19 protein-coding genes are annotated in these 19,352 nt (G+C 67.2%); 7 read left to right on the top strand and 12 right to left on the bottom strand.

All coding sequences use genetic code 11. From position 1 onward, the window contains the following. Positions 1 to 103 precede the first annotated feature (103 nt). From JX552_RS24230 to JX552_RS24240, 3 genes are read right to left on the bottom strand one after another with little or no spacing between them, the layout of a single operon-like run. Positions 104 to 1,198, bottom strand: coding sequence for a methyltransferase (locus JX552_RS24230; protein WP_205874367.1), 1,095 nt, complete (start codon positions 1,196 to 1,198; stop codon positions 104 to 106). 33 nt (positions 1,199 to 1,231) lie between these two features. Then, positions 1,232 to 2,602 (bottom strand): hypothetical protein, encoded by a 1,371-nt coding sequence (locus tag JX552_RS24235; protein WP_205874368.1) that lies wholly within the window; start codon positions 2,600 to 2,602, stop codon positions 1,232 to 1,234. A gap of 21 nt (positions 2,603 to 2,623) precedes the next feature. Then, positions 2,624 to 3,412, bottom strand: a complete 789-nt coding sequence (locus JX552_RS24240; protein WP_205874369.1) for a (2Z,6E)-farnesyl diphosphate synthase — start codon at positions 3,410 to 3,412, stop codon at positions 2,624 to 2,626. A gap of 146 nt (positions 3,413 to 3,558) precedes the next feature. On the opposite strand from JX552_RS24240, the gene trhA reads away from it, so the two are divergent. Further along, entirely contained in the window at positions 3,559 to 4,293 is a 735-nt protein-coding gene (trhA, locus tag JX552_RS24245) for a PAQR family membrane homeostasis protein TrhA (RefSeq protein ID WP_205874370.1), read from the top strand. A gap of 8 nt (positions 4,294 to 4,301) precedes the next feature. Here the strand turns inward: trhA and JX552_RS24250 are convergent, their stop codons facing one another. The 4 genes from JX552_RS24250 to mca are packed head-to-tail and all read right to left on the bottom strand — an operon-like array spanning position 4,302 to position 7,854. Then, positions 4,302 to 4,685 (bottom strand): nuclear transport factor 2 family protein, encoded by a 384-nt coding sequence (locus tag JX552_RS24250; RefSeq protein ID WP_205874371.1) that lies wholly within the window; start codon positions 4,683 to 4,685, stop codon positions 4,302 to 4,304. 13 nt (positions 4,686 to 4,698) lie between these two features. Next, positions 4,699 to 6,711, bottom strand: a complete 2,013-nt coding sequence (locus tag JX552_RS24255; RefSeq protein WP_205874372.1) for a thioredoxin domain-containing protein — start codon at positions 6,709 to 6,711, stop codon at positions 4,699 to 4,701. Further along, the gene (locus JX552_RS24260; RefSeq protein WP_205874373.1) at positions 6,698 to 6,988 is read right to left on the bottom strand and encodes a hypothetical protein; all 291 of its coding nucleotides are present in this window, start codon (positions 6,986 to 6,988) and stop codon (positions 6,698 to 6,700) included. Before JX552_RS24260 ends, JX552_RS24255 begins: the two co-directional genes overlap by 14 nt. Then, complete coding sequence (gene mca / locus JX552_RS24265; protein WP_205874374.1) at positions 6,985 to 7,854, bottom strand: mycothiol conjugate amidase Mca; 870 nt, start codon at positions 7,852 to 7,854, stop codon at positions 6,985 to 6,987. The genes JX552_RS24260 and mca overlap by 4 nt, the downstream gene beginning before the upstream one ends. A 106-nt stretch (positions 7,855 to 7,960) precedes the next feature. Here mca and JX552_RS24270 point away from each other — a divergent pair, with 106 nt between their 5' ends. Together JX552_RS24270 and greA are read left to right on the top strand one after the other, a co-directional pair. After that, positions 7,961 to 8,407 (top strand): DUF4307 domain-containing protein, encoded by a 447-nt coding sequence (locus tag JX552_RS24270; protein ID WP_205874375.1) that lies wholly within the window; start codon positions 7,961 to 7,963, stop codon positions 8,405 to 8,407. Between the two features lie 215 nt (positions 8,408 to 8,622). Next, positions 8,623 to 9,117, top strand: coding sequence for a transcription elongation factor GreA (greA, locus tag JX552_RS24275; RefSeq protein ID WP_205874376.1), 495 nt, complete (start codon positions 8,623 to 8,625; stop codon positions 9,115 to 9,117). 47 nt (positions 9,118 to 9,164) lie between these two features. Here greA and JX552_RS24280 read toward each other — a convergent pair whose 3' ends face one another. The 4 genes from JX552_RS24280 to JX552_RS24295 form a co-directional block, all read right to left on the bottom strand. After that, on the bottom strand, positions 9,165 to 10,319 hold the full coding sequence (locus JX552_RS24280) for a cystathionine gamma-synthase (RefSeq protein WP_205874377.1): 1,155 nt from the start codon (positions 10,317 to 10,319) through the stop codon (positions 9,165 to 9,167). A 169-nt stretch (positions 10,320 to 10,488) separates the two neighbouring features. Continuing rightward, positions 10,489 to 11,259, bottom strand: coding sequence for an RDD family protein (locus tag JX552_RS24285; protein ID WP_205874378.1), 771 nt, complete (start codon positions 11,257 to 11,259; stop codon positions 10,489 to 10,491). 81 nt (positions 11,260 to 11,340) lie between these two features. Beyond that, the gene (locus JX552_RS24290; RefSeq protein WP_205874379.1) at positions 11,341 to 12,735 is read right to left on the bottom strand and encodes a cystathionine beta-synthase; all 1,395 of its coding nucleotides are present in this window, start codon (positions 12,733 to 12,735) and stop codon (positions 11,341 to 11,343) included. Between the two features lie 52 nt (positions 12,736 to 12,787). Further along, positions 12,788 to 13,855: an alpha/beta hydrolase gene (locus JX552_RS24295; protein WP_205874380.1), complete on the bottom strand. Its 1,068-nt coding sequence runs from the start codon at positions 13,853 to 13,855 to the stop codon at positions 12,788 to 12,790. Positions 13,856 to 14,078: 223 nt separating this feature from the next. Between JX552_RS24295 and JX552_RS24300 the strand changes: the two genes are divergently transcribed. The 3 genes from JX552_RS24300 (at position 14,079) to JX552_RS24310 (ending at position 16,998) form a co-directional block, all read left to right on the top strand. Beyond that, the gene (locus JX552_RS24300; protein WP_205878658.1) at positions 14,079 to 15,008 is read left to right on the top strand and encodes an SGNH/GDSL hydrolase family protein; all 930 of its coding nucleotides are present in this window, start codon (positions 14,079 to 14,081) and stop codon (positions 15,006 to 15,008) included. A 44-nt stretch (positions 15,009 to 15,052) separates the two neighbouring features. Then, positions 15,053 to 16,270 carry an acetyl-CoA C-acetyltransferase gene (locus tag JX552_RS24305; protein WP_205874381.1) on the top strand — a complete coding sequence of 406 codons (1,218 nt, stop codon included), beginning with the start codon at positions 15,053 to 15,055 and terminating at the stop codon, positions 16,268 to 16,270. 110 nt (positions 16,271 to 16,380) lie between these two features. Beyond that, positions 16,381 to 16,998, top strand: a complete 618-nt coding sequence (locus tag JX552_RS24310) for an endonuclease domain-containing protein (protein WP_241010701.1) — start codon at positions 16,381 to 16,383, stop codon at positions 16,996 to 16,998. Between the two features lie 204 nt (positions 16,999 to 17,202). On the opposite strand, the gene JX552_RS24315 is transcribed toward JX552_RS24310, so the two are convergent. Continuing rightward, a complete protein-coding gene (locus tag JX552_RS24315) occupies positions 17,203 to 18,042 on the bottom strand; it encodes a Bax inhibitor-1/YccA family protein (RefSeq protein ID WP_205874382.1) in 840 nt (279 codons plus the stop codon). 271 nt (positions 18,043 to 18,313) lie between these two features. On the opposite strand from JX552_RS24315, the gene JX552_RS24320 reads away from it, so the two are divergent. Next, positions 18,314 to 19,351, top strand: a complete 1,038-nt coding sequence (locus tag JX552_RS24320; RefSeq protein ID WP_205878660.1) for an enoyl-CoA hydratase/isomerase family protein — start codon at positions 18,314 to 18,316, stop codon at positions 19,349 to 19,351. Position 19,352 lies beyond the last annotated feature (1 nt).

Genomic DNA, 19,352 nt, shown 5'->3' on the forward strand with positions numbered 1-19,352 from the left:
TGACGGTGCCGTTCACGCACTGCCAGATCGACGCCCGCCGCTGCCAGTTACTGCCACCAACCCGATGAACAGGGCTTTTACTGCGGAACTCGCCGGCTGCCCGTCAGACGGCCCGGGCCTCGACGACGCCGAAGGGAGACGCGGTTTCCACCACTCGAGTCAGCTGGAAGCCGGCCCGCTGCAACAGCCGGCTGTATTCGGACTCCGTTCGCTCCCGGCCGTCGACCATCACCAGCATTTCCAGGTCGATCCACTTCGCTGGGATGTCGCGGTCGTGCTCCGGGATCACCTGTTCCAGCAGCAGGACGTGGCTGCCCGGTGATGCGGCTTTGCGCACGTTGGCGAGGATGCGCACCGCGTCGTCGTCGGGCCAGTCGTGGATGATGTTCTTGAGCACGTACGCATCTCCCCCACCGGGTATGTCGTCTTCGAAGAACGATCCGGCCACGACGCGCACCCGATCCTCGACCCGGTGTTCGCGCAGTTCCGCCGCGGCGCCGTCGACCACCTGCGGTTGGTCGAAGAGGATGCCGCGCGCCTGCGGCGTCGCGCGCAGGACGGCGGCCAGCAGTCGGCCGTGCCCCCCGCCGACGTCGACGATGGTCGAGTAGCCGCTGAAGTCGTAGGCCGCGATTAGCGGCGCGATCGAGAGATCGGATGTGCTGGTCATGGCGTTGTTGAAGATCTGCGCCAGCTCCGGCTCGCCCGCCAGATAGTCGAAGAACGGCTTGCCCCGCAGGTCGGGGACCACTGCACCGCCGCGTCGAATCGCGTCTGTCAGCCCACTCCAGTGCTCGCGCTGCTGCGGGGCACCCACCAGGCGGGCCATGCCGGCCAGTGACACCTCGGCGTCGCTGCGCAGCGCGTCGCCGAGCGGGTTCAGCTCGTAACGACCGTCGCGGCGCCGACGGAAGATGCCCCTGCCGATCAACGCCCGAAGCAGCCGGCCGACGGCGTCGGCGTCGGCGCCAACGGCCGCAGCGAGCTCGTCGGCGGTGAGCGGCCCGTCTGCGAGAGCATCCGCGATGCCCAGTTCGGCCGCCGCCGTGATCGCTTGGGCCGACCAGGCGTCCAGGATCAGTTCCATCATCGCGATCGGCGCCGGCACCATCTTCTGGTGCAGCCGGGCGAGCCGGTCGCGGATGACTTCGAGGGCCCGCACGACGCGGGCGGGCGGCGGTTTGTCTGGCACAGGCATCTCCGTCTGCTGGTGGGGAAAAGGCGCGACGGATCAGTCGCTGGTTACAGTGACCCGCCCGCGTAGGTCGGCGGCGATCAGGCGCGCCGCCGCGTTCTGCCAATTGTGCAGCGAACGCTGGGGCACCTCGGTGACCAGCCACTGCCATGCCTGCCGCGCCGTCGGGTCCAGGCCGGCGGCGGTGGCGTTCTGGGCGTAGGCGCGCACGCCGACCACGTAGGGGAAATACAGGGAGTTGTAGTAGCGCCATTCTTCGGTGGTGCCGAAGTCACCGCCGTCCCGCGGCTTGAGTCGGGCGATACCATCAGCGAGCACCGCCTTGAGTTCGTTCGCGCGCTCCACTGGATGGTCGGGCGCGCCGCGGGCCGCCAGCCGCTCGTCGATCACCGGCAGCGCGGTCAGCGGGCTGGCGACCAGCTTGGTCAGGTCGCCGTAATGACCGAGCGCCCGGCGGGTGAGCCGGATGAAGGTGTCGTCCTCGACGTCGGCCAGGGGACCCTCCGAGCGCAGCGGCAACGCCGCCCCCGCGTCGCGCAGCGCGGCCCGGTCGGCGCGCAGTTCCGGTGAGCGCGAAAAAGCCAACCGGTCCAGGATTCCGGCCAGGGGGTCGGCCAACACCTGCACCGTGATGGCCACCGCGAGGCTAGTGAACAGCAGCACGGTCATGGCCGTCTGGGCCGTGGGATCGTTACGGGTCACGGCCAGACCGGCCAACGCCTGACCACCGAACAACACCGACACCACCGAGCAGCCGACGAATGAGCGCAGCATGTCGGCACGCAGCGCCTGCCCCTCGTCGAAGGCGTCCCACACCGCCACCGCCACGCCCAGCAGCAGCACATCCAGACCCGTCGAAGCCAGGGCAAGCCAACTCGGCACCAGTCCCAGCGGGATGATCAGGATGGCATTCGCCAGCGCGAAGAACAGCGTCGCAATCACCACCGCACCGATGACCGGCGCGGGCCGGACCGGCCGCAGCACGTTGCGGGCCATCGCCCCCAGAGTGGAGAGCGAGATGACCGCGGACATCAGCCAGTGGCCCAGCCTCAGCGGGCTGTCGACGTTGCCGGCCAGCCCGGCGGCCAGGAGGGTCAGCGCGGCTACGGCGCAGACGAGCAGCAGCTCACGCGTTCGTCCCTTCGGGCTGTCAGCCGGCCGGGCCAGTTCGAGCAGCACAGCGAACCAGGCCACCCCGGGCACGGCCACCAGGTAGACCTCGAGCTGACTGAGTAGCGCGGCGTGTGCCGCACTGGTGTTGCGCACCGCGTCCAGGGCCACCACCGACGCGAAGCCACAGAGCCCGATCGAGGCGAGCACGAGCACCGGCTTGCGCGGATCGCGGGCCAGGAGATACAGCCCGAGCCACCCGCTCAGCGTGAACACCACCGCCGACAGCGCAGCCATGGATTCAGTCTGTCACGGCCACTACTTGCCGTAACGACGGTTCCGCATGCTGTAGTCACGCAGCGCACGCAGGAAATCGACGCGGCGGAACGCCGGCCAGTGCGCCTCGGTGAACCACATTTCCGAATAGGCGCTCTGCCACAGCAAAAAGCCGGACAGCCGCTGCTCCCCTGAGGTCCGGATCACCAGGTCCGGGTCGGGCTGCCCCGAGGTGTAGAGATTTTCGGAGATCCCTTCGACGGTGACCGCGTCGATGAGTTCCTCGGCGGTGGCACCGTCGGCCAGTCGCTTACCCAACAACGCACGCACCGCATCGACGATCTCTTGACGGCCGCCGTAGCCCACTGCCACGTTGACGTGGAACGACGCATTCTGGGGCGTGGAGTCCACCGCACCGCGCAACCGGCGGGCCTGCACCTCGCCCAGCAACTCCAGATCACCCACTGTTCGCACGCTCCAACGGTTGGCCGGTGCGCAGATTTCTTCGACGACGTCGGTGATGATCTCGAGCAGAGCGGCGAGCTCTTCGGGGTCGCGCTGCAGATTCTCGGTGGACAGCAGATAGACGGTGGCCATCTCGATCCCGGCTTCCTGGCACCACCGCAACATCTCGGCGATCTTGATCGCGCCCATCCGGTAGCCGACGCTGACGTCGTCATACCCCAGGCTGCGCGCCCATCGCCGGTTCCCGTCGCACAACACCGCGATGTGGCGCGGCAACTCCGATCGCGAGGCAGCCAAACCCTGCCGCAGTCGCAGCTCGTACAGCCGGTACAACGGCTCCTTGATCCGCGGCGGGATGATCTCCACGGAATCCCACACTACTGTGACCGACGCTAAGTTCCGGCTGCCAATCCAGGCAATGTCACGCGAAGTTTGACGGGCCTCTGGCGGGCAATCCCGCTAGCCTGATCCAAAGAAACCATCCGGACGGGATAGATGGGGCAGTAATAACGATGAGCAGTCAAAGCAGCACGCTCACCAGCGCGGCTTCGGACGGTCCATCGCCGGCCAACGCCGCCCACCAGCTCGCCGAGGGCGTCGCCAAGGTCCTCAAAAAGCCGCGTTTCCGCGGCTGGATCCACGTGTACTCCGCGGGTGCCGCCGTTTTCGCCGGCGCCTCGCTGGTCGCGGTGTCCTGGGCGCTGGATTCCACCAAAGCCGGCCTGGCGACGATGCTGTACACGTTCGCCACGATCATCATGTTCACCGTCAGCGCTACCTATCACCGGGTGAACTGGAAATCGAGCACCGCCCGCATCTGGATGAAGCGGGCAGATCACTCGATGATCTTCATCTTCATCGCAGGCAGCTATACGCCATTCGCGCTGCTGGCCCTGCCCGGGCACGACGGGCACGTCGTGCTGGCGATCGTCTGGGGCGGGGCGATGGCGGGAGTCACGCTCAAGATGCTGTGGCCGACCGCGCCGCGCTGGGTGGGTGTGCCGCTGTACATCCTGCTGGGTTGGGTGGCGGTCTGGTACACCGGCTCGATCCTGCACAACGCTGGAGTGGCGGCGATGGTGTTGCTGTTTGTCGGCGGCGCGCTCTACAGCATCGGCGGAGTGCTCTACGCGCTGAAGTGGCCGGACCCGTGGCCGTCGACCTTCGGATACCACGAGTTCTTCCACGCCTGCACCGCCGTCGCGGCCATCTGCCACTACATCGCGATGTGGTTCGTCGTCTTCTGACCGGACTTCTACAGTTGCGTCACGTCGGCCGGTGACCAGTAGGCCTTCATCGCGGTGACCTTTCCGTCCGCGTCGAAGACCATCGTCTCGATCGGTTCGATCCGCATCTTGCTGTCGCCGGCGGTGATCGTCAGCCGGAAATGAAACGCCGCCTCGTTGCCCGATACGCGCAGCGTCACCAATTCGCACTGCCGCTCGACGCCCGTCACGGCGGAGTAGAAACCGTGAATGGCATGCGTGCCGATGTGCACCTCGCCACCGACGGGGTCCTCAAGGGTGGCGTCATCGGCGTAAAAGGCCGCCAGGTCGTCGGCGGTGCCGCTGGTCACCGCGTCGATGTAGCGGTTGACCGTCGCGGTGATCGCTTGCGTCCTGTCAGCGGTGTTCGGCATGTGACGCACGTTACTACCCGGGTATCGCCAGGGCGGTGGCGAGCTGGCTTGCACTGGTTACCGGCAGGTCACAGGTCCGGCCTCGGCACACATAGGCGGCGTCGGCGCCGGCCACCCGGTCCCGTCCCACCAACAGTGGCGACGAGTCCACCGTGCCGCCGACGACGATCGCCCCGCCGGGGGCGAGCCGCCGGGCATCGGCCAGCAGCGGCGACGCCGCGTCGGAGCACGCGACCGCAATCTGCAGCGGCCCGCGCACCGCGGCCTCGGCAACCGCCAACCAGTGCCCGGCCGACCGTGGGGCGCGGGCCAGCAGCACCGAGTGCGCGTCCAGCGTGGAGCCGACTATTTCCAGGTACCGCTCGGCCCGCTGGCCGTCTGCAAGGTGTGCGGCGGTAAGCAGGGCCTCGGCGATCGATGACGCGCCCGACGGCGTGGCCCCGTCCAGCGGGTCGGCGGGCCGCAGCACGAGCTGCTCGGCATCATCGGCGGTGTCGAACCAGCGACCGGGGTGGCGTGGATCGCTGAAGTGCCGGATCGCGGTGTCCAGTAGGCCGGTGGCCGCGGCCAGCCAGGCATCCCCTGAACCCAGTTGGTGCAGCACGAGCAACCCGGTGGCGAGCATCGCGTAGTCCTCCAGGATGGCCGCGCTGTCCCCCACCACCCCACCCAGACTGGCGCGGCGCAACCGCCCGTCGACGACGTGCAGATCCAGCAGCGCGGCAGCGCAGCGTTGCGCTGCCCCCGCCAGATCCGGATCACCCAGCGCCACGCCGGCTTCGGCCAACGCCGTGATCGCCAGCCCGTTCCACGAGGTGACCACCTTGTCGTCGCGCCCGGGCTGCACCCGGGTGCGCCGCGCCGCCAGCAACGCACCGCGCACCCGTTCCAGTCGGGCCGGGTCACCGGGGTCTTCGAGCAGCTGCAGCACCGATGACCCATGCTCGAAGGTGCCGCGTCGGGATACCCCGAAAACCGTTGCGGCCCAAGCACCGTCGTCATCGCCGAGCACGTCGGTCAGTTGCGCCGGCGTCCACACGTAGGTCGACCCCTCGTGCCCGTCGGCGTCGGCATCCAACGACGAGGTGAACATGTCACCGTCGGCCAGGTCCTCGATCAGGAACCGGGCGGTCTGCGCGGCGACCCGTCGGGCGAGCGGATCGCCGGTCCGGCGGGCCCAGTGCGCGTAGCAGCGCAGCAGCAGCGCGTTGTCGTACAGCATCTTCTCGAAATGCGGTATCAACCAGGCTTTGTCGACGCTGTAACGGGCGAAGCCACCGGCAAGTTGGTCGTAGATGCCGCCCCGGGCCATCGCACCGCCGGCGCGCGACACGGCCTGCAACACCTCGGATGACCCGGTGCGCTCGTAGTGGCGCAGCAGACCCTCGAGCATCGCCGACGGCGGAAACTTGGGTGCGCCAACGAAACCGCCGTGCACGGTGTCCTGGTCGCGCAGCACCGCGGTGACGGCGTCGTCGCACAGCCCGGCGGCGACCTCCGGTCCCCCGCCCGGCAGGCCGGAGGCCATCGACCGCAGCTCCCCAGCGATATGGTCCGACGCCTCCTCTACCTCGCCACGGCGGTGTCGCCAGGTCTCGGTGATGGCGGAAAGCAGTTGCAGGAATGAATCTTTGGGGTAGTAGGTGCCGCAGAAGAACGGCCGCCCGTCAGGGGTGAGGAAGCAGGTCATCGGCCAACCGCCCTGGCCGGTGAGCGCAACGGTGGCATTCATGTAAACCGCGTCGATGTCGGGGCGTTCTTCGCGATCCACCTTGATACAGACGAATCCGGCGTTCATGACGGCGGCCACCTCGTCGTCTTCGAACGATTCGTGGGCCATCACATGGCACCAGTGGCAGGCGGCGTAACCGATGGACAACAGGACCGGTACATCGCGTGCTGCGGCGTCCGCGAGGGCTTCCTGAGTCCACTGCTGCCAGTGCACCGGGTTGTCGGCGTGCTGGCGCAGATACGGACTGGTGGCCTGGCCGAGGGTGTTCGTCCCGGTCGGCTCAGCCGGGGTCATGGGCCGAGCCCGGAGGTCGATTGTTGTCGGCGTCCGGGCTCTCGACCGTGCCGACCGCGTCGGTGCCTTCGTCGGCGGCCTGATCCGGCTCGGGATGTTGGCGATCGAAGGACTCCGGAACCTTCTTCAACTGCCTGTTCATCGAACGAACCAGAAAAACGGTGGCGATGACGAGCAACACGACGACCACCAGCCCGAGCGGACTGGCCTTGCCGAAATCCGGGCCGTTGTTCTTGGGTCCGCCGTCAGCAATCAGGCTGAGCAGAAAGTGGTTCACCGTTCCTCGATCCCCTCGAACAGATCGGTCTCAGGCAGGCGGGCCGGTACCCGCGAGCGAGCCAGTTCGAACTCCTCGGTCGGCCACAGCCGCTCCTGCCACTCGAGCGGGGCGGCGAAGAACTCGGCGTTCGGGTCGATCTGGGTGGCATGCGCGATCAGGGCGTCGTCGCGTTGACCGAAATACGCCGAGCACTCCACCCGGGTGGTCACCCGTTTCTCGAAATGATCGTTGTCGGGCAGCCAGTGCTCCAGCCACTTGCCGAACGGACCCTCCTGCCCGTGCCTGGCGAACTCGTCTTGCAGCAACTGCATCCGCGCCCGTAGAAACCCGTGCACGTAGTAGAGCTTGGACACCGACCACGGCTCCCCGGCGTCGGGAAACCGGCGATAATCGCCGGCCGCCTCATAGGCGCTGACGGACACGTCGTGGCAACGGATGTGGTCGGGGTGCGGGTAGCCGCCGTTCTCGTCGTAGGTGATCATCACGTGCGGCTGAAATTCCCGGACCACGCGCACCAAGGCTTCGGTGGACTCCTGCAGCGGTACCAGCGCGAAGCAGCCTTCCGGCAGGGGCGGCGGGGGGTCGCCCTTGGGCAGGCCGGAGTCGACGAAGCCCAGCCAGTGGTGTTCGACACCGAGGATCTCCGCGGCCTTGGCCATTTCGTCCCGCCGAATCTCGTGGATGTGCCCGTGCACGTCAGGCAGGTCCATAGCCGGGTTGAGGATCTCACCGCGTTCCCCGCCGGTAAGCGTCACCACCATGACGCGATGGCCTTCATCGGCATAGCGTGCCAGCGTCGCGGCCCCCTTGCTGGATTCGTCATCGGGGTGGGCATGTACCGCCATCAGTCGCAGTTTGCTCACGAGCTCCCTTGTATCCGTTATTCCCAGTCCGTCCGTTGGCCGCCCACCGACCCTGTGAGTGCCCCCTATACTTCCAGTTCTCTTGTACCCCACAACTCCCGAGGGCATGACTGAGCACTTGACCGAAGATTCCCCCTCCCGGCCCGAAGCCCGCTATGGACGCGATCGGCTGTCGCGCAGATCGCGGCGCCGCGTCGTCATCGGTCTGACCGTGCTGGTCCTGGCGCTGGGAGTCGGGATTGCCGTGGTGGCCTATCGGCAACTCGGCTCCAGCCCGGTCAAAGGCACCCTGGCCGGCTACCAGGTGATCGACGACGAAACGGCAGCGGTGACGGTCAGCGTGTACCGGTCCGACCCCTCTCGACCCGTGGACTGCATCGTGCGGGTCAGGTCCAAGGACGGCAGCGAGACGGGTCGCCGGGAGTTACTGGTGCCCCCGGCCAACCAGCAGACCGTGCAGGTGACCACGACGCTGAAATCGAGTAAGCCGCCGGCCATGGCGGACGTATACGGCTGCGGCGCGGACGTGCCCCCGTATCTGCGGTCGCCGTAACGCGCGCTGCAAAACGCCGAACTGCGGATATGTCAGTCATCTATTGTTTCCGCAGTGGTAACATGGGTAAATGCACGGTCCTGCCGGGGACCGTGTATTGCTGCATTAGAGGCCGTGAGCAGAACGGAGTTGCAGCACCCGGGGTGGGGGCCCGCAGACGCCCAACATCGGGACCTGAACTTGCGCGGAACAACAATCACAAGGAGCGCCACGAGATGACGGACACTCAGGTGACCTGGTTGACCCAGGAGTCACATGACCGACTCAAGGCCGAGCTCGACCAGTTGATCGCGAATCGTCCGGTCATCGCCGCCGAGATCAACGACCGCCGGGAAGAAGGCGACCTTCGCGAGAACGGCGGATACCACGCCGCTCGCGAGGAGCAGGGCCAGCAGGAGGCCCGCATCCGGCAGCTGCAGGATTTGCTGAACAACGCCAAGGTGGGCGAGGCGCCCAAGCAGTCCGGCGTCGCCCTGCCCGGTTCCGTGGTGAAGGTCTACTACAACGGCGACAAGGACGACGCCGAGACCTTCTTGATCGCCACCCGCCAGGAAGGCGTCAACGACGGCAAGCTCGAGGTCTACTCGCCGAATTCACCGCTGGGCGGTGCGCTGATCGACGCCAAGGTCGGCGAGACCCGCAGCTACAAGGTGCCCAGCGGCAACACCGTCGAGGTCACCCTGGTCAGCGCGGAGCCCTACCACTCCTGAGCGCTCCCTGCGCGGGCTCCCCGCGCAGGCATCTTTGCGCGAGCGCGTTAACCGAGCGCCTGATCCAGGTCGGCCACCAGATCGGCGGCGTCCTCGATTCCCACCGAAAGCCGGACGAGATCGTCGGGAACCTCGAGCTGGGACCCGGCGGTGGATGCGTGCGTCATGGCGCTGGGGTGCTCGATCAGCGACTCCACCCCGCCGAGCGACTCGGCCAGGATGAAGATGCCGGTTCGGGCGCACAGCTTCTCGGCGGCCGCACGCCCGCCACGCATCCGCACCGAGACCATGCCACCGAAGCCGCGCATCTGCCGGGCGGCAACCTCATGCCCGGGGTGAGCTGGCAGGCCCGGGTACAGTACGGCGCTCACCGCCGGGTGCCCAGCCAGGAATTCGGCTACCGCCGCGGCGTTTTCGCTGTGCCGCTGCATGCGCAGCACCAGCGTCTTCAGACCGCGCAGGGTGAGGTAGGCGTCGAACGGACCGGGCACCGCTCCGGCGCCGTTCTGCAGGAAGGCGAACGCCTGATCCAGTTGTTCGTCGTTTGTCACCAATGCTCCGCCGACCACGTCGGAGTGGCCGCCGATGTATTTGGTGGTGGAATGCAGCACCACGTCGGCGCCCAACGTCAACGGCTGTTGTAGCGCGGGCGAAGCAAAAGTATTGTCCACCAACACTTTTGCTGAACTGACCGCACCCAGCTGGGCGATTGCGCTGATATCGGCGATCGACAACAACGGGTTGGTGGGCGTCTCCACCCAGATCAATCGCGTCTGCGGCGTGATAGCGGCGCGCACCGCGTCCAGATCCGACAGCGCCACCGGGGTGTAGGCGACACCCCACTGGGTGAAGACCTTGTCGATCAACCGGAACGTGCCCCCGTAGGCGTCGTCGGGAATGACGACGTGGTCACCCGGGCGCAGCATCGCCCGCAGCGCGCAGTCGCTGGCGGCCATGCCGGAACTGAACGCCCGCCCGTATACACCGTCCTCCACTGCGGCCAGCGATGCCTCCAGCGCGGACCGCGTCGGGTTGCCGGTGCGGGCGTATTCGAACCCGCCGCGCAGACCGCCGACACCGTCCTGGGCGAAGGTGCTGCTGGCGTAGATGGGGGTGTTGACGGCGCCGGTCGCCGGATCGGGACGGTAGCCGGCGTGGATGGCTTTGGTGGCAAGTCCGGTGAACGGGTGGTCGTTGCTCATCGACCGCCAGCCTAGTCGCCACCCGCGTCTCCGCTGGCTCTGCGGTGAAGGCGGGCAAGTCCAAGGCGCCTCCGCCATCAACGCAGACTCAACGCCGCGGGCCCCACAACGAAGCCTCCCCGGCCGCATGCCGCGACCGGGGAGGGGATCAAGATTCAGCAGGCTCGTGTCAGAGCGGCAGGCACACCGTCGTCATGATCTTGTCGGCCAGGGTCTGGCGCTTGCTGTCCCACAGCGGGAACAGGAACCCGACCCAGCAGATGACCGCGTCGACGAAGTGCGCGAGCTGGCGCACCAGCGACATCCCGAAACCGAGCGGCTCTCCGGTGACCTCGCTGACCACCTTGAACTTCAGGATCGACTTGCCGATGCTCGAGCCGGTGGTGCCCTGCCGGTATCCGTAGTTCCAGACCCCGTACGCCAGGATCAGCAGCGACGTCAGCCCCTGCGCCAACACCCCGATGATCGAGCCCTGGGTGTAGCAGTACTGCGCCACGTCGTACTGGTTCACGCTCGTGACGCAGGACTCCTCTTGGGTGAGCAGGTCGACGACCTGGGCGATGCCCGAGAGGACGAGGATCGGGGCGAAGTCGATGAGGAATGCCAGGAAACGCGTCATCCACGGCGTGTAGGAATCGGTCGACAACCCTTTGACCGCGGGTCCCGGCGGCGGGGGTGCGTACCCCCCGGCAGCCGGCGGAGGCGGCGGGTAGCCGCCTGCAGGCGGCGGTGGAGGCGGCGGGTAGCCGCCTGCAGGCGACGGTGGAGGCGGCGGAGGCGGCGGCGCTGAACCCCCGACGGACTGCGAGAAGTCACCACTGCTGCCCGGGGGAGGCGGCGCGGACGGCGGAAGATGCCCACCGGACGGCGCGGCACCCGAAGAGCCAGGTGGCGGCGGCGGTGGCGGGTAGGACCCGCCGGGCGGCGGCTGATCGGTCATGGGGCAACCCTTCCGAGGCGGACTATTGCTGAACTAAGCCGGATACAGTACCGCAGCGCCGAGAACCACGTCATAGGCCCACTAGCGGCGCCGCGTCCCTTCGGAAAGGAAACCGAGCAGGTCATAACGGGTGATGACCCCAACCGGTTTGCCTTCCTCGACGACCATCAGGGCGTCCTGATCGCGCAACGCCCTTCCAGCGACGCTGACCAGTTCGCCGGCCCCGATCAACCGCAGCGGCGGGCTCATGTGCTGTTTGACGGCGTCGGCCAGATTGGCCCGACCTTCGAAGACCGCCGACAGCAGTTCTCGCTCCGAAACGCTGCCCGCGACTTCACCGGCCATCACCGGCGGCTCGGCCCCTACCACCGGCATCTGCGACACCCCGTACTCCCGCAGGATGCCGATGGCGTCGCGCACGGTCTCCGAGGGATGCGTGTGCACCAGGTCGGGCAACGCACCGGACTTGCGGCGCAACACGTCCCCGACCGTCGACTCCGCCGCCGAACCGTCGAGCCGGCTGCGCAGGAATCCGTACGACGACATCCAGGCGTCGTTGAAGATCTTGGCCATGTAGCCCCGGCCGCCGTCGGGCAGCAACACCACGATCAGCGCGTCCGGCCCGGCCTGCTCGGCCACTTTCAGCGCGGCGACAACGGCCATCCCGCACGACCCGCCGACCAGCATCGCCTCCTCGCGGGCCAACCGCCGGGTCATGTCGAAGGAGTCGGAGTCCGAGACGGCGATGATCTCGTCGGGCACCGACGGGTCATAGGCCGCCGGCCAGAAGTCCTCGCCGACGCCCTCGACCAGATAGGGCCGGCCGGTGCCACCGGAGTACACCGACCCCTCCGGGTCGGCGCCGATGATGCGCACTCGCCCGTCGGAGACCTCCTTGAGGTAACGGCCAGCGCCGGTGATCGTCCCGCCGGTGCCGATGCCGGCGACGAAGTGGGTGACCTTGCCGTCGGTGTCCGCCCAGATCTCGGGGCCGGTGGTCGCGTAGTGACTGGCCGGCCCCTCGGGGTTGGAGTACTGGTCCGGCTTCCAGGCGCCCTCGATTTCCCGGACCAATCGGTCGGACACGCTGTAGTAGCTGTCCGGGTCCTCGGGCGGCACGGCCGTCGGGCATACCACGACCTCGGCGCCGTAGGCGCGCAACACATTTCGCTTGTCCTCGCCGACCTTGTCCGGGCAGACGAAAACGCACTTGTAGCCACGGCGCTGGGCCACCAGGGCCAGTCCGACGCCGGTGTTTCCGGACGTCGGCTCGACGATCGTGCCCCCCGGTCGCAGCGCCCCGCTGGCCTCGGCGGCGTCGATCATCCGCTCGGCGATGCGGTCCTTGGAGCTGCCGCCAGGGTTGAGGTACTCGACCTTCGCGGCCACGACGCCCGCGCCTTCGGGGACGACGGAATTCAGCCGAACCAGGGGCGTGCCGCCGATGAGGTCACTGAGGTGGTGCGCGATCCGCATGCGCCTATCGTCGCAGGCGGCGCCGGAGGGCGCGCGGGCGCTATCCGGGCCGCTACCCGGTGGCCTCGCGGATGTACTCACCGATCTGGCGCAGCGAGCGCACAGCTTCCGGCACCAGCGGCCCGGCGACCTGGAAGTCGTGCACCTGGCCGGGCCAGACGCGTACCTCGGCCGGCACGCCGGCCGCCGCGAGACGGCTCGCCGCCAGCTGGGCGTCGTGCAACAGCACCTCGGACCCGGACACGTGGATCAGGGTCCGCGGCAGGCCCGGTTCGATGTGATCCAACGGCTCGTAGATCTCTTCCGGCTGACCGTTCACGGTGTTCTTTGCGGCACAGCTAGCAACCAAAGCGCCGAGCGCATCGAAAGCTCTGGAGGGGAACATCGCATCGGTCTTGATGTTCGGATGAGACTGCTTGGGCTCCTTTGCCAGCTGCAGCAGTGGCGAGATCGCAACAAGGGCCGCGGGCTCCTCGCCTTCGCGCAGTAGACGCTGCGCGAGAGACAGCGCGAGGTACCCGCCGGCGGAGTCGCCGCCCAGCACAATCTGGTCTGAGTCGTAGCCCAGCAGCCGCAGCCACCGGTAGCCGTCGTGGCAGTCGTCGAGCGCCATCCCGATCGAATGCTTGGGCATCAGCCGATAGTTGACGACGAGAACGGGCGCGTCAGCGAACTTCGAGAGTGATTCGACCAACCGGCCGTGCGAGTTTGCTCCACAGGTCAAGAACGCGCCACCGTGCAGGTACAGCACGACTCGCCGGGTGCCGTCGGCCGGCAGCACCCCGGGGGCGCGAACCAGCTGCGCCGAGGCATTCGGCAAGGTCACATCGGCCCTGACCGTGCTGGTGGCTGGCAACAGGATGCGTGCGGCGTGGTCGATCAAGCCCCACGGCCAAGGTAGGTGCGGAACATAGCTGCCAGCCGCCAAAACCGGCCGGATCGTCACGCGAGACGCTAGTGTAGCGAACCGAGCAGCAACACTCGGTCCAGATTCCACAACCTCAACGGGAGCCCCGTCGCTGATCGCAAACCTGCGGGCTTCGAGTCTACGAGCCTTCAGCGCGTCGCGCGGGCGAATGGCAACTCTAGGTGCGCCAGACACCTTACTGGGTGCGGTCATGCTCAACACTTCCTACGCCGTTGTAGTCCGATACAGCATGCGACGAAGAAGCTGAGCGATACGTTCAGCCAACCTCGCAGACTTAGCTTGACAGTCCTTTACCCATTCAACTTCCACTTAACCGGTTTCGATACCACATCTGTTTCACACCGTAACCGGTTTGTTTGTCAGCTACCCCCGAAATGAGCACAACCGTCCTAAACTCATGGCTGTGGGCGTGCATGTGCCGCGGCGTTCGACGATCGCTCTGGCCACAGCGGGTGCACTCGCCTCGACAGGCTCGGCCTATCTGGGCGCACGCAACCTGCTGGTTGGCCAGGCGACGCATGTGCGCACCGTGATCCCCAAGAACTGGGAGCCGCCGCCGCGTGCCGACGGCGTCTATGGCCCCGGCGGCGAACCGGTGCAGCGGTGGCGCTACGGCACACCGTTCGATCTGCACCTGATGATCTTCGGCGACTCGACCGCCACCGGTTACGGGTGCAACACCGCAGAAGAAGTGCCGGGCGTGGTCATCGCCCGCAGGCTTGCCGAACAATCCGGTTTACGAATCAGGCTGAGCACTAAAGCCATTGTCGGTGCCACGTCGAAGGGGGTCCTGGGCCAGGTCGACGCGATGTTCGTAGCGGGTCCGCCACCGGACGTCGCGGTGATCATCATCGGCGCCAACGACATCACCGCCCTCAACGGTGTCGGACCGTCGGCACAGCGGCTGGGAACGTCGGTACGCAGGCTGCGCAACCGCGGTGCGGTCGTGGTAGTCGGTACCTGCCCGGACTTCGGTCTGATCACCGCGATTCCGCAGCCGCTGCGCTCGCTGGCGCGCACCCGGGGTCTACAGCTCGCCCGGGCGCAGGCGGCGGCCGTCCGCGCGGCCGGTGGCGTGCCGGTGCCGCTCGCGCATCTGCTCGCACCCAAGTTCCGCGAGATGCCCGAGCTGATGTTCTCCTCCGACCACTACCACCCGTCGGCGGCCGGATATGCCGAGGCGGCCGACCAGTTGCTGCTGGCGCTGTGTACAGCCCTGAGCGAAAAGATCCCGGTGCTGGCCCGCCCCGCCGCACAGCCGGTCGCCGCCCGGCGGACCATCGTGTCCAGATTGTGGCCGCGCCCCACGCAGGCGCGTGTGACCGCCGCGGTCGCCTCTGGGTAGGGCGCGTTAGGCTCGCCTTCGCACACCCCAATCGAGGAGCCGTCATGCCGGAAGCCGTCATCGTTTCAACTGCCCGCTCGCCGATCGGCCGCGCCATGAAGGGGTCGCTGATCAGCATCCGGCCCGACGACCTGGCCGCGCAGATGGTCCGCGCCGCACTCGACAAGGTGCCGGCACTCAATCCACACCAGATCGACGACCTGATCATGGGTTGCGGCCAGCCCGGCGGCGAGTCCGGCTTCAACATCGCGCGCGTGGTCGCCGTCGCACTCGGCTACGACTTCCTGCCCGGCACCACCGTCAACCGCTACTGCTCGTCGTCGCTGCAGACCACCCGGATGGCGTTTCACGCGATCAAGGCCGGCGAGGGCGACGTCTTCGTCTCCGCCGGGGTCGAGACGGTGTCGCGGTTCGGCAAGGGCAATGCCGACGGCTGGCCGGACACCAAGAACCCGCTGTATGACGCCGCTCAGGAGCGGACGACCGCCGCGGCTGCCGGAGCCGACGAATGGCACGACCCGCGCGCCGACGGGAACCTGCCCGACATCTACATCGCGATGGGCCAGACCGCGGAGAATGTCGCACTGCTGACCGGCATTTCCCGCGAGGACCAGGACCACTGGGGCGTGCGCAGTCAGAACCGCGCCGAGGAAGCCATCAAGAGCGGGTTCTTCGAGCGCGAGATCTCGGCTGTCACGCTGCCCGACGGTTCGACGGTCAGCACCGATGACGGCCCGCGGGCGGGCACCACGTACGAGAAGATCAGCGAGCTAAAGCCGGTGTTCCGGCCCAACGGCACGGTGACCGCAGGCAACGCTTGTCCGTTGAATGACGGCGCCGCGGCGGTGGTGATCACCAGCGACGTCAAGGCCAAGGAGCTGGGCCTGAAGCCGCTGGCCCGCATCGTGTCCACCGGCGTCAGCGGGCTGTCCCCGGAGATCATGGGCCTGGGTCCGATCGAGGCGTCCAAGCAGGCTTTGCAGCGGGCCGGGATGTCCGTCGGCGACATCGACCTCTTCGAGATCAACGAGGCATTCGCGGTGCAGGTGCTGGGGTCGGCGCGGGAGTTGGGTATCGACGAAGACAAGCTCAATGTGTCGGGCGGGGCGATCGCCCTGGGCCACCCGTTCGGGATGACCGGCGCCCGGATCACTGCCACGCTGCTGAACAACCTGACCACGCACGACAAGACCTTTGGCCTAGAGACCATGTGCGTCGGTGGGGGCCAGGGCATGGCGATGGTGATCGAACGCTTGAGCTGACGTTTGGGTGCGGCGCCCGGCTCGGGCGATGAGCCTGCGCCCACGGCGACCGCCACTCGAATTTTCCGCCCCTGCGGCAGAGCCAACGGCACCAGGCCGCAGCGATCGAATTGATCTGGCGCAACGCGAGAGCACCCCAGCACGTCATCACGCGTGACGAACTGCTGCGGGACGGGGAAACCCAATTGCTCAACGACACGCCGGTGACGACGCCGGAGCGTACGGCGTTCGATGTCGGCCGGCGCGGGACGTTGGTTCGCGCCGTCGCCAATCTCGATGCGCTCGCTGCCGCGACGGGCTTCAAGGTGCCCGATGTCGGTGAATTGGCCGCTGATCATCGGCATGTAGGGGGCCTCCGCCAATTGGAGGCCGCACTGCAATTGGTCGACGCAGGGGCGCAATCGCCGAAGGAGACCTGGCTGCGGTTGCTGTTGGTCAATGCTGGTTTCCCCAAGCCCCGGACTCAGCTACCCGTGATGGGCCGGCACGGGTTTCCCCGCTACTTCCTCGACATAGGCTGGGAGGACATCAGGCTTGCCGCGGAATACGACGGCGACCAGTATTGGACCGACCCCGCCCAGTACGCCTCGGATGTCGACCGGCAGGAGTATCTGCAACGGATCGGCTGGACCGTCATCCGGGTAGTCGGCCGCCACCGGCCCAGCGACGTTATTCGACGGGTACAGTGCGCCTGGGACGCCCTGACCAAAGGTCGGCGCTGCGCCTAGGGCGACGAACTTCGAGTGCACCCCACCTCCATCGCAGATTCAACGCCGCACCAGACCCACAACGCAGACTCCGCACCGCACCGCGCCGCACCCCACGCAGCGGTGCGGCGCGCCAGATTCCAACCCCCCAACGCCCGACACCCGCCACCCCACAGGGAAAAGCCGGCACACCAAGAAGGCGTGCCGGCTTTGCCCGTCGAGGGGCTAGTCGTTCTGCAGGTAACTCAGCAGACGCAGGATCTCCAGGTACAACCACACCAGCGTCACGGTCAGGCCCAGGGCAATGCCCCAAGCGGCCTTCTCCGGCGCACCCGCGCGGATCATCTGGTCAGCCGCGTCGAAGTCGATGAGGAAGCTGAAAGCTGCGATACCGATGCATACCAACGAGAAGATGATCCCGACGGGGCCGGCGCTGCGCAGACCCAGACCCTCGCCGCCGCCGACGTGGAACATCGCCAGCACGAAGTTGCCGAGCATCAGCACCAGCACGCCGAACATCGCCGCGACCAGCATCCGGGTGAACTTCGGGGTCACCCGAATCGCACCGGTCTTGTAGACGACCAGCATGCCGAAGAACACCCCGAGCGTGCCGAGCACCGCCTCGCCGATCAGTACACCGGCATTGGCGGAGCCCACCGAGAAGTTGGCGAGCAGGAACGAGATGGCGCCCAGGAACAGACCCTCAAGCGCCGCGTAGCTGAGCACGATCGCCGGGTTGTCCTGCTTGCGACCGAACGTCGCGATCAACACCAGCGCCAGACCGCCGAACGCACCGACCATTGTCAGCGGCATCGCCAGCTTCAGGTTGGTCGCAACCAGGAAGTAGGAGACGATGGCGGTCGTCGACAGCATGGCCAGCGTCAGGCCGGTCTTGGTGACGACATCGTCGATGGTCAGCGGGCGCGAGACACGAGCCTCACGACCCTGCTGGTAGGGAGCGTAGGGGTCGGCCGGGTAGCCCGACTGCACGCCGGGGCCGAATTGCGCGTATCCGCCCGCCTGCTTGGGTAGCGAACGAAATACCGGGTTACTTGTCTCCCGCACCGTCGGATCCTCTCTCAATGACTATGGCTTCGAACGTGCGAACAATCGCTCAACGAGTGGTGGTCCGCCCGAGTTCCCGGCGGAGCTGGCGTTTCGTGGTCAGTCAGGGACCCGTATAGCTCGCCCGGATCACCCTAAACCTTAGACCCGCGGGGATCGCCGGGCGAGTAACGATCTAGATTGCTCGTCAAACTCATGGGCCAAGTGACCGGCTCCGAGCGGATTGCGGCGAAGGGGAGACGAACGCATGACTGGGGTTGCTGAAGGGGCCGTGACAGGGGAATCCGACGAAGTCCTGACCCGCGTCGTCGACGGCGTCGGCTACGTGACGCTCAACCGGCCCAAGGCCATCAATTCGCTGAACCAGACGATGGTGGACCTGCTCAGCACCGTTCTGATCCGGTGGGGACGCGACGAGGCCGTGCGTGCGGTGGTGCTCACCGGGGCCGGTGAGCGCGGATTGTGCGCCGGCGGCGACGTGGTGGCCATCTATCGCAGCGCGCGCAAGGACGGGGCCGACGCGCGCCGCTTCTGGCGCGACGAGTACCTGATGAATGGTCTGATCGGCCGGTTCGCCAAGCCCTATGTTGCCGTGATGGACGGCATCGTGATGGGCGGTGGCGTCGGCGTCAGCGCCCACGCCAACACCCGCGTGGTGACGGACACCTCGAAGGTCGCGATGCCCGAGGTCGGTATCGGGTTCATCCCCGACGTCGGCGGGATGTACCTGCTGTCCCGCGCCCCCGGTAAACTGGGCCTGCACGCGGCCCTCACCGGAGCGCCGTTCAACGGCGCCGACGCCATCGCGCTGGGATTCGCCGATCACTACGTGCCGCACAGCGAACTCGACGCGTTCACCGCGGCCGTCGCAGCCAACGGCGTGGAAGGTGCACTCGCCCGGCACGCAATCGAGCCCCCGCCGAGCGAGCTTGCGGCACAACGAGAATGGATCGACGAATGCTACTCGGCCGACAGTGTGATCGACATTGTGGCGGCCTTGAGAGATCATGACGCCGGGCCGGCCAATGACGCCGCCGACCTGATCGCCACCCGCTCCCCCGTCGCCCTGTCGGTCACCTTCGAGGCGGTACGTCGCGCCACCGACCTCGAAACGCTGGAAGACGTTCTGGTACAGGACTATCGAGTCTCAAGCGCCTCGCTCCGCTCCCACGATCTGGTGGAAGGCATTCGCGCGCAACTGGTCGACAAGGACCGCAATCCGAAGTGGAAACCGGCATCGCTCGACGACGTCACGGTGGCCGACGTCGCGGCCTATTTCGCGCCCGTCGACGACGACCTGGAATTCTAGG

Origin of the sequence: Mycobacterium gordonae (genome assembly GCF_017086405.1) — a bacterium.
Classification (GTDB): domain Bacteria; phylum Actinomycetota; class Actinomycetes; order Mycobacteriales; family Mycobacteriaceae; genus Mycobacterium; species Mycobacterium gordonae_D.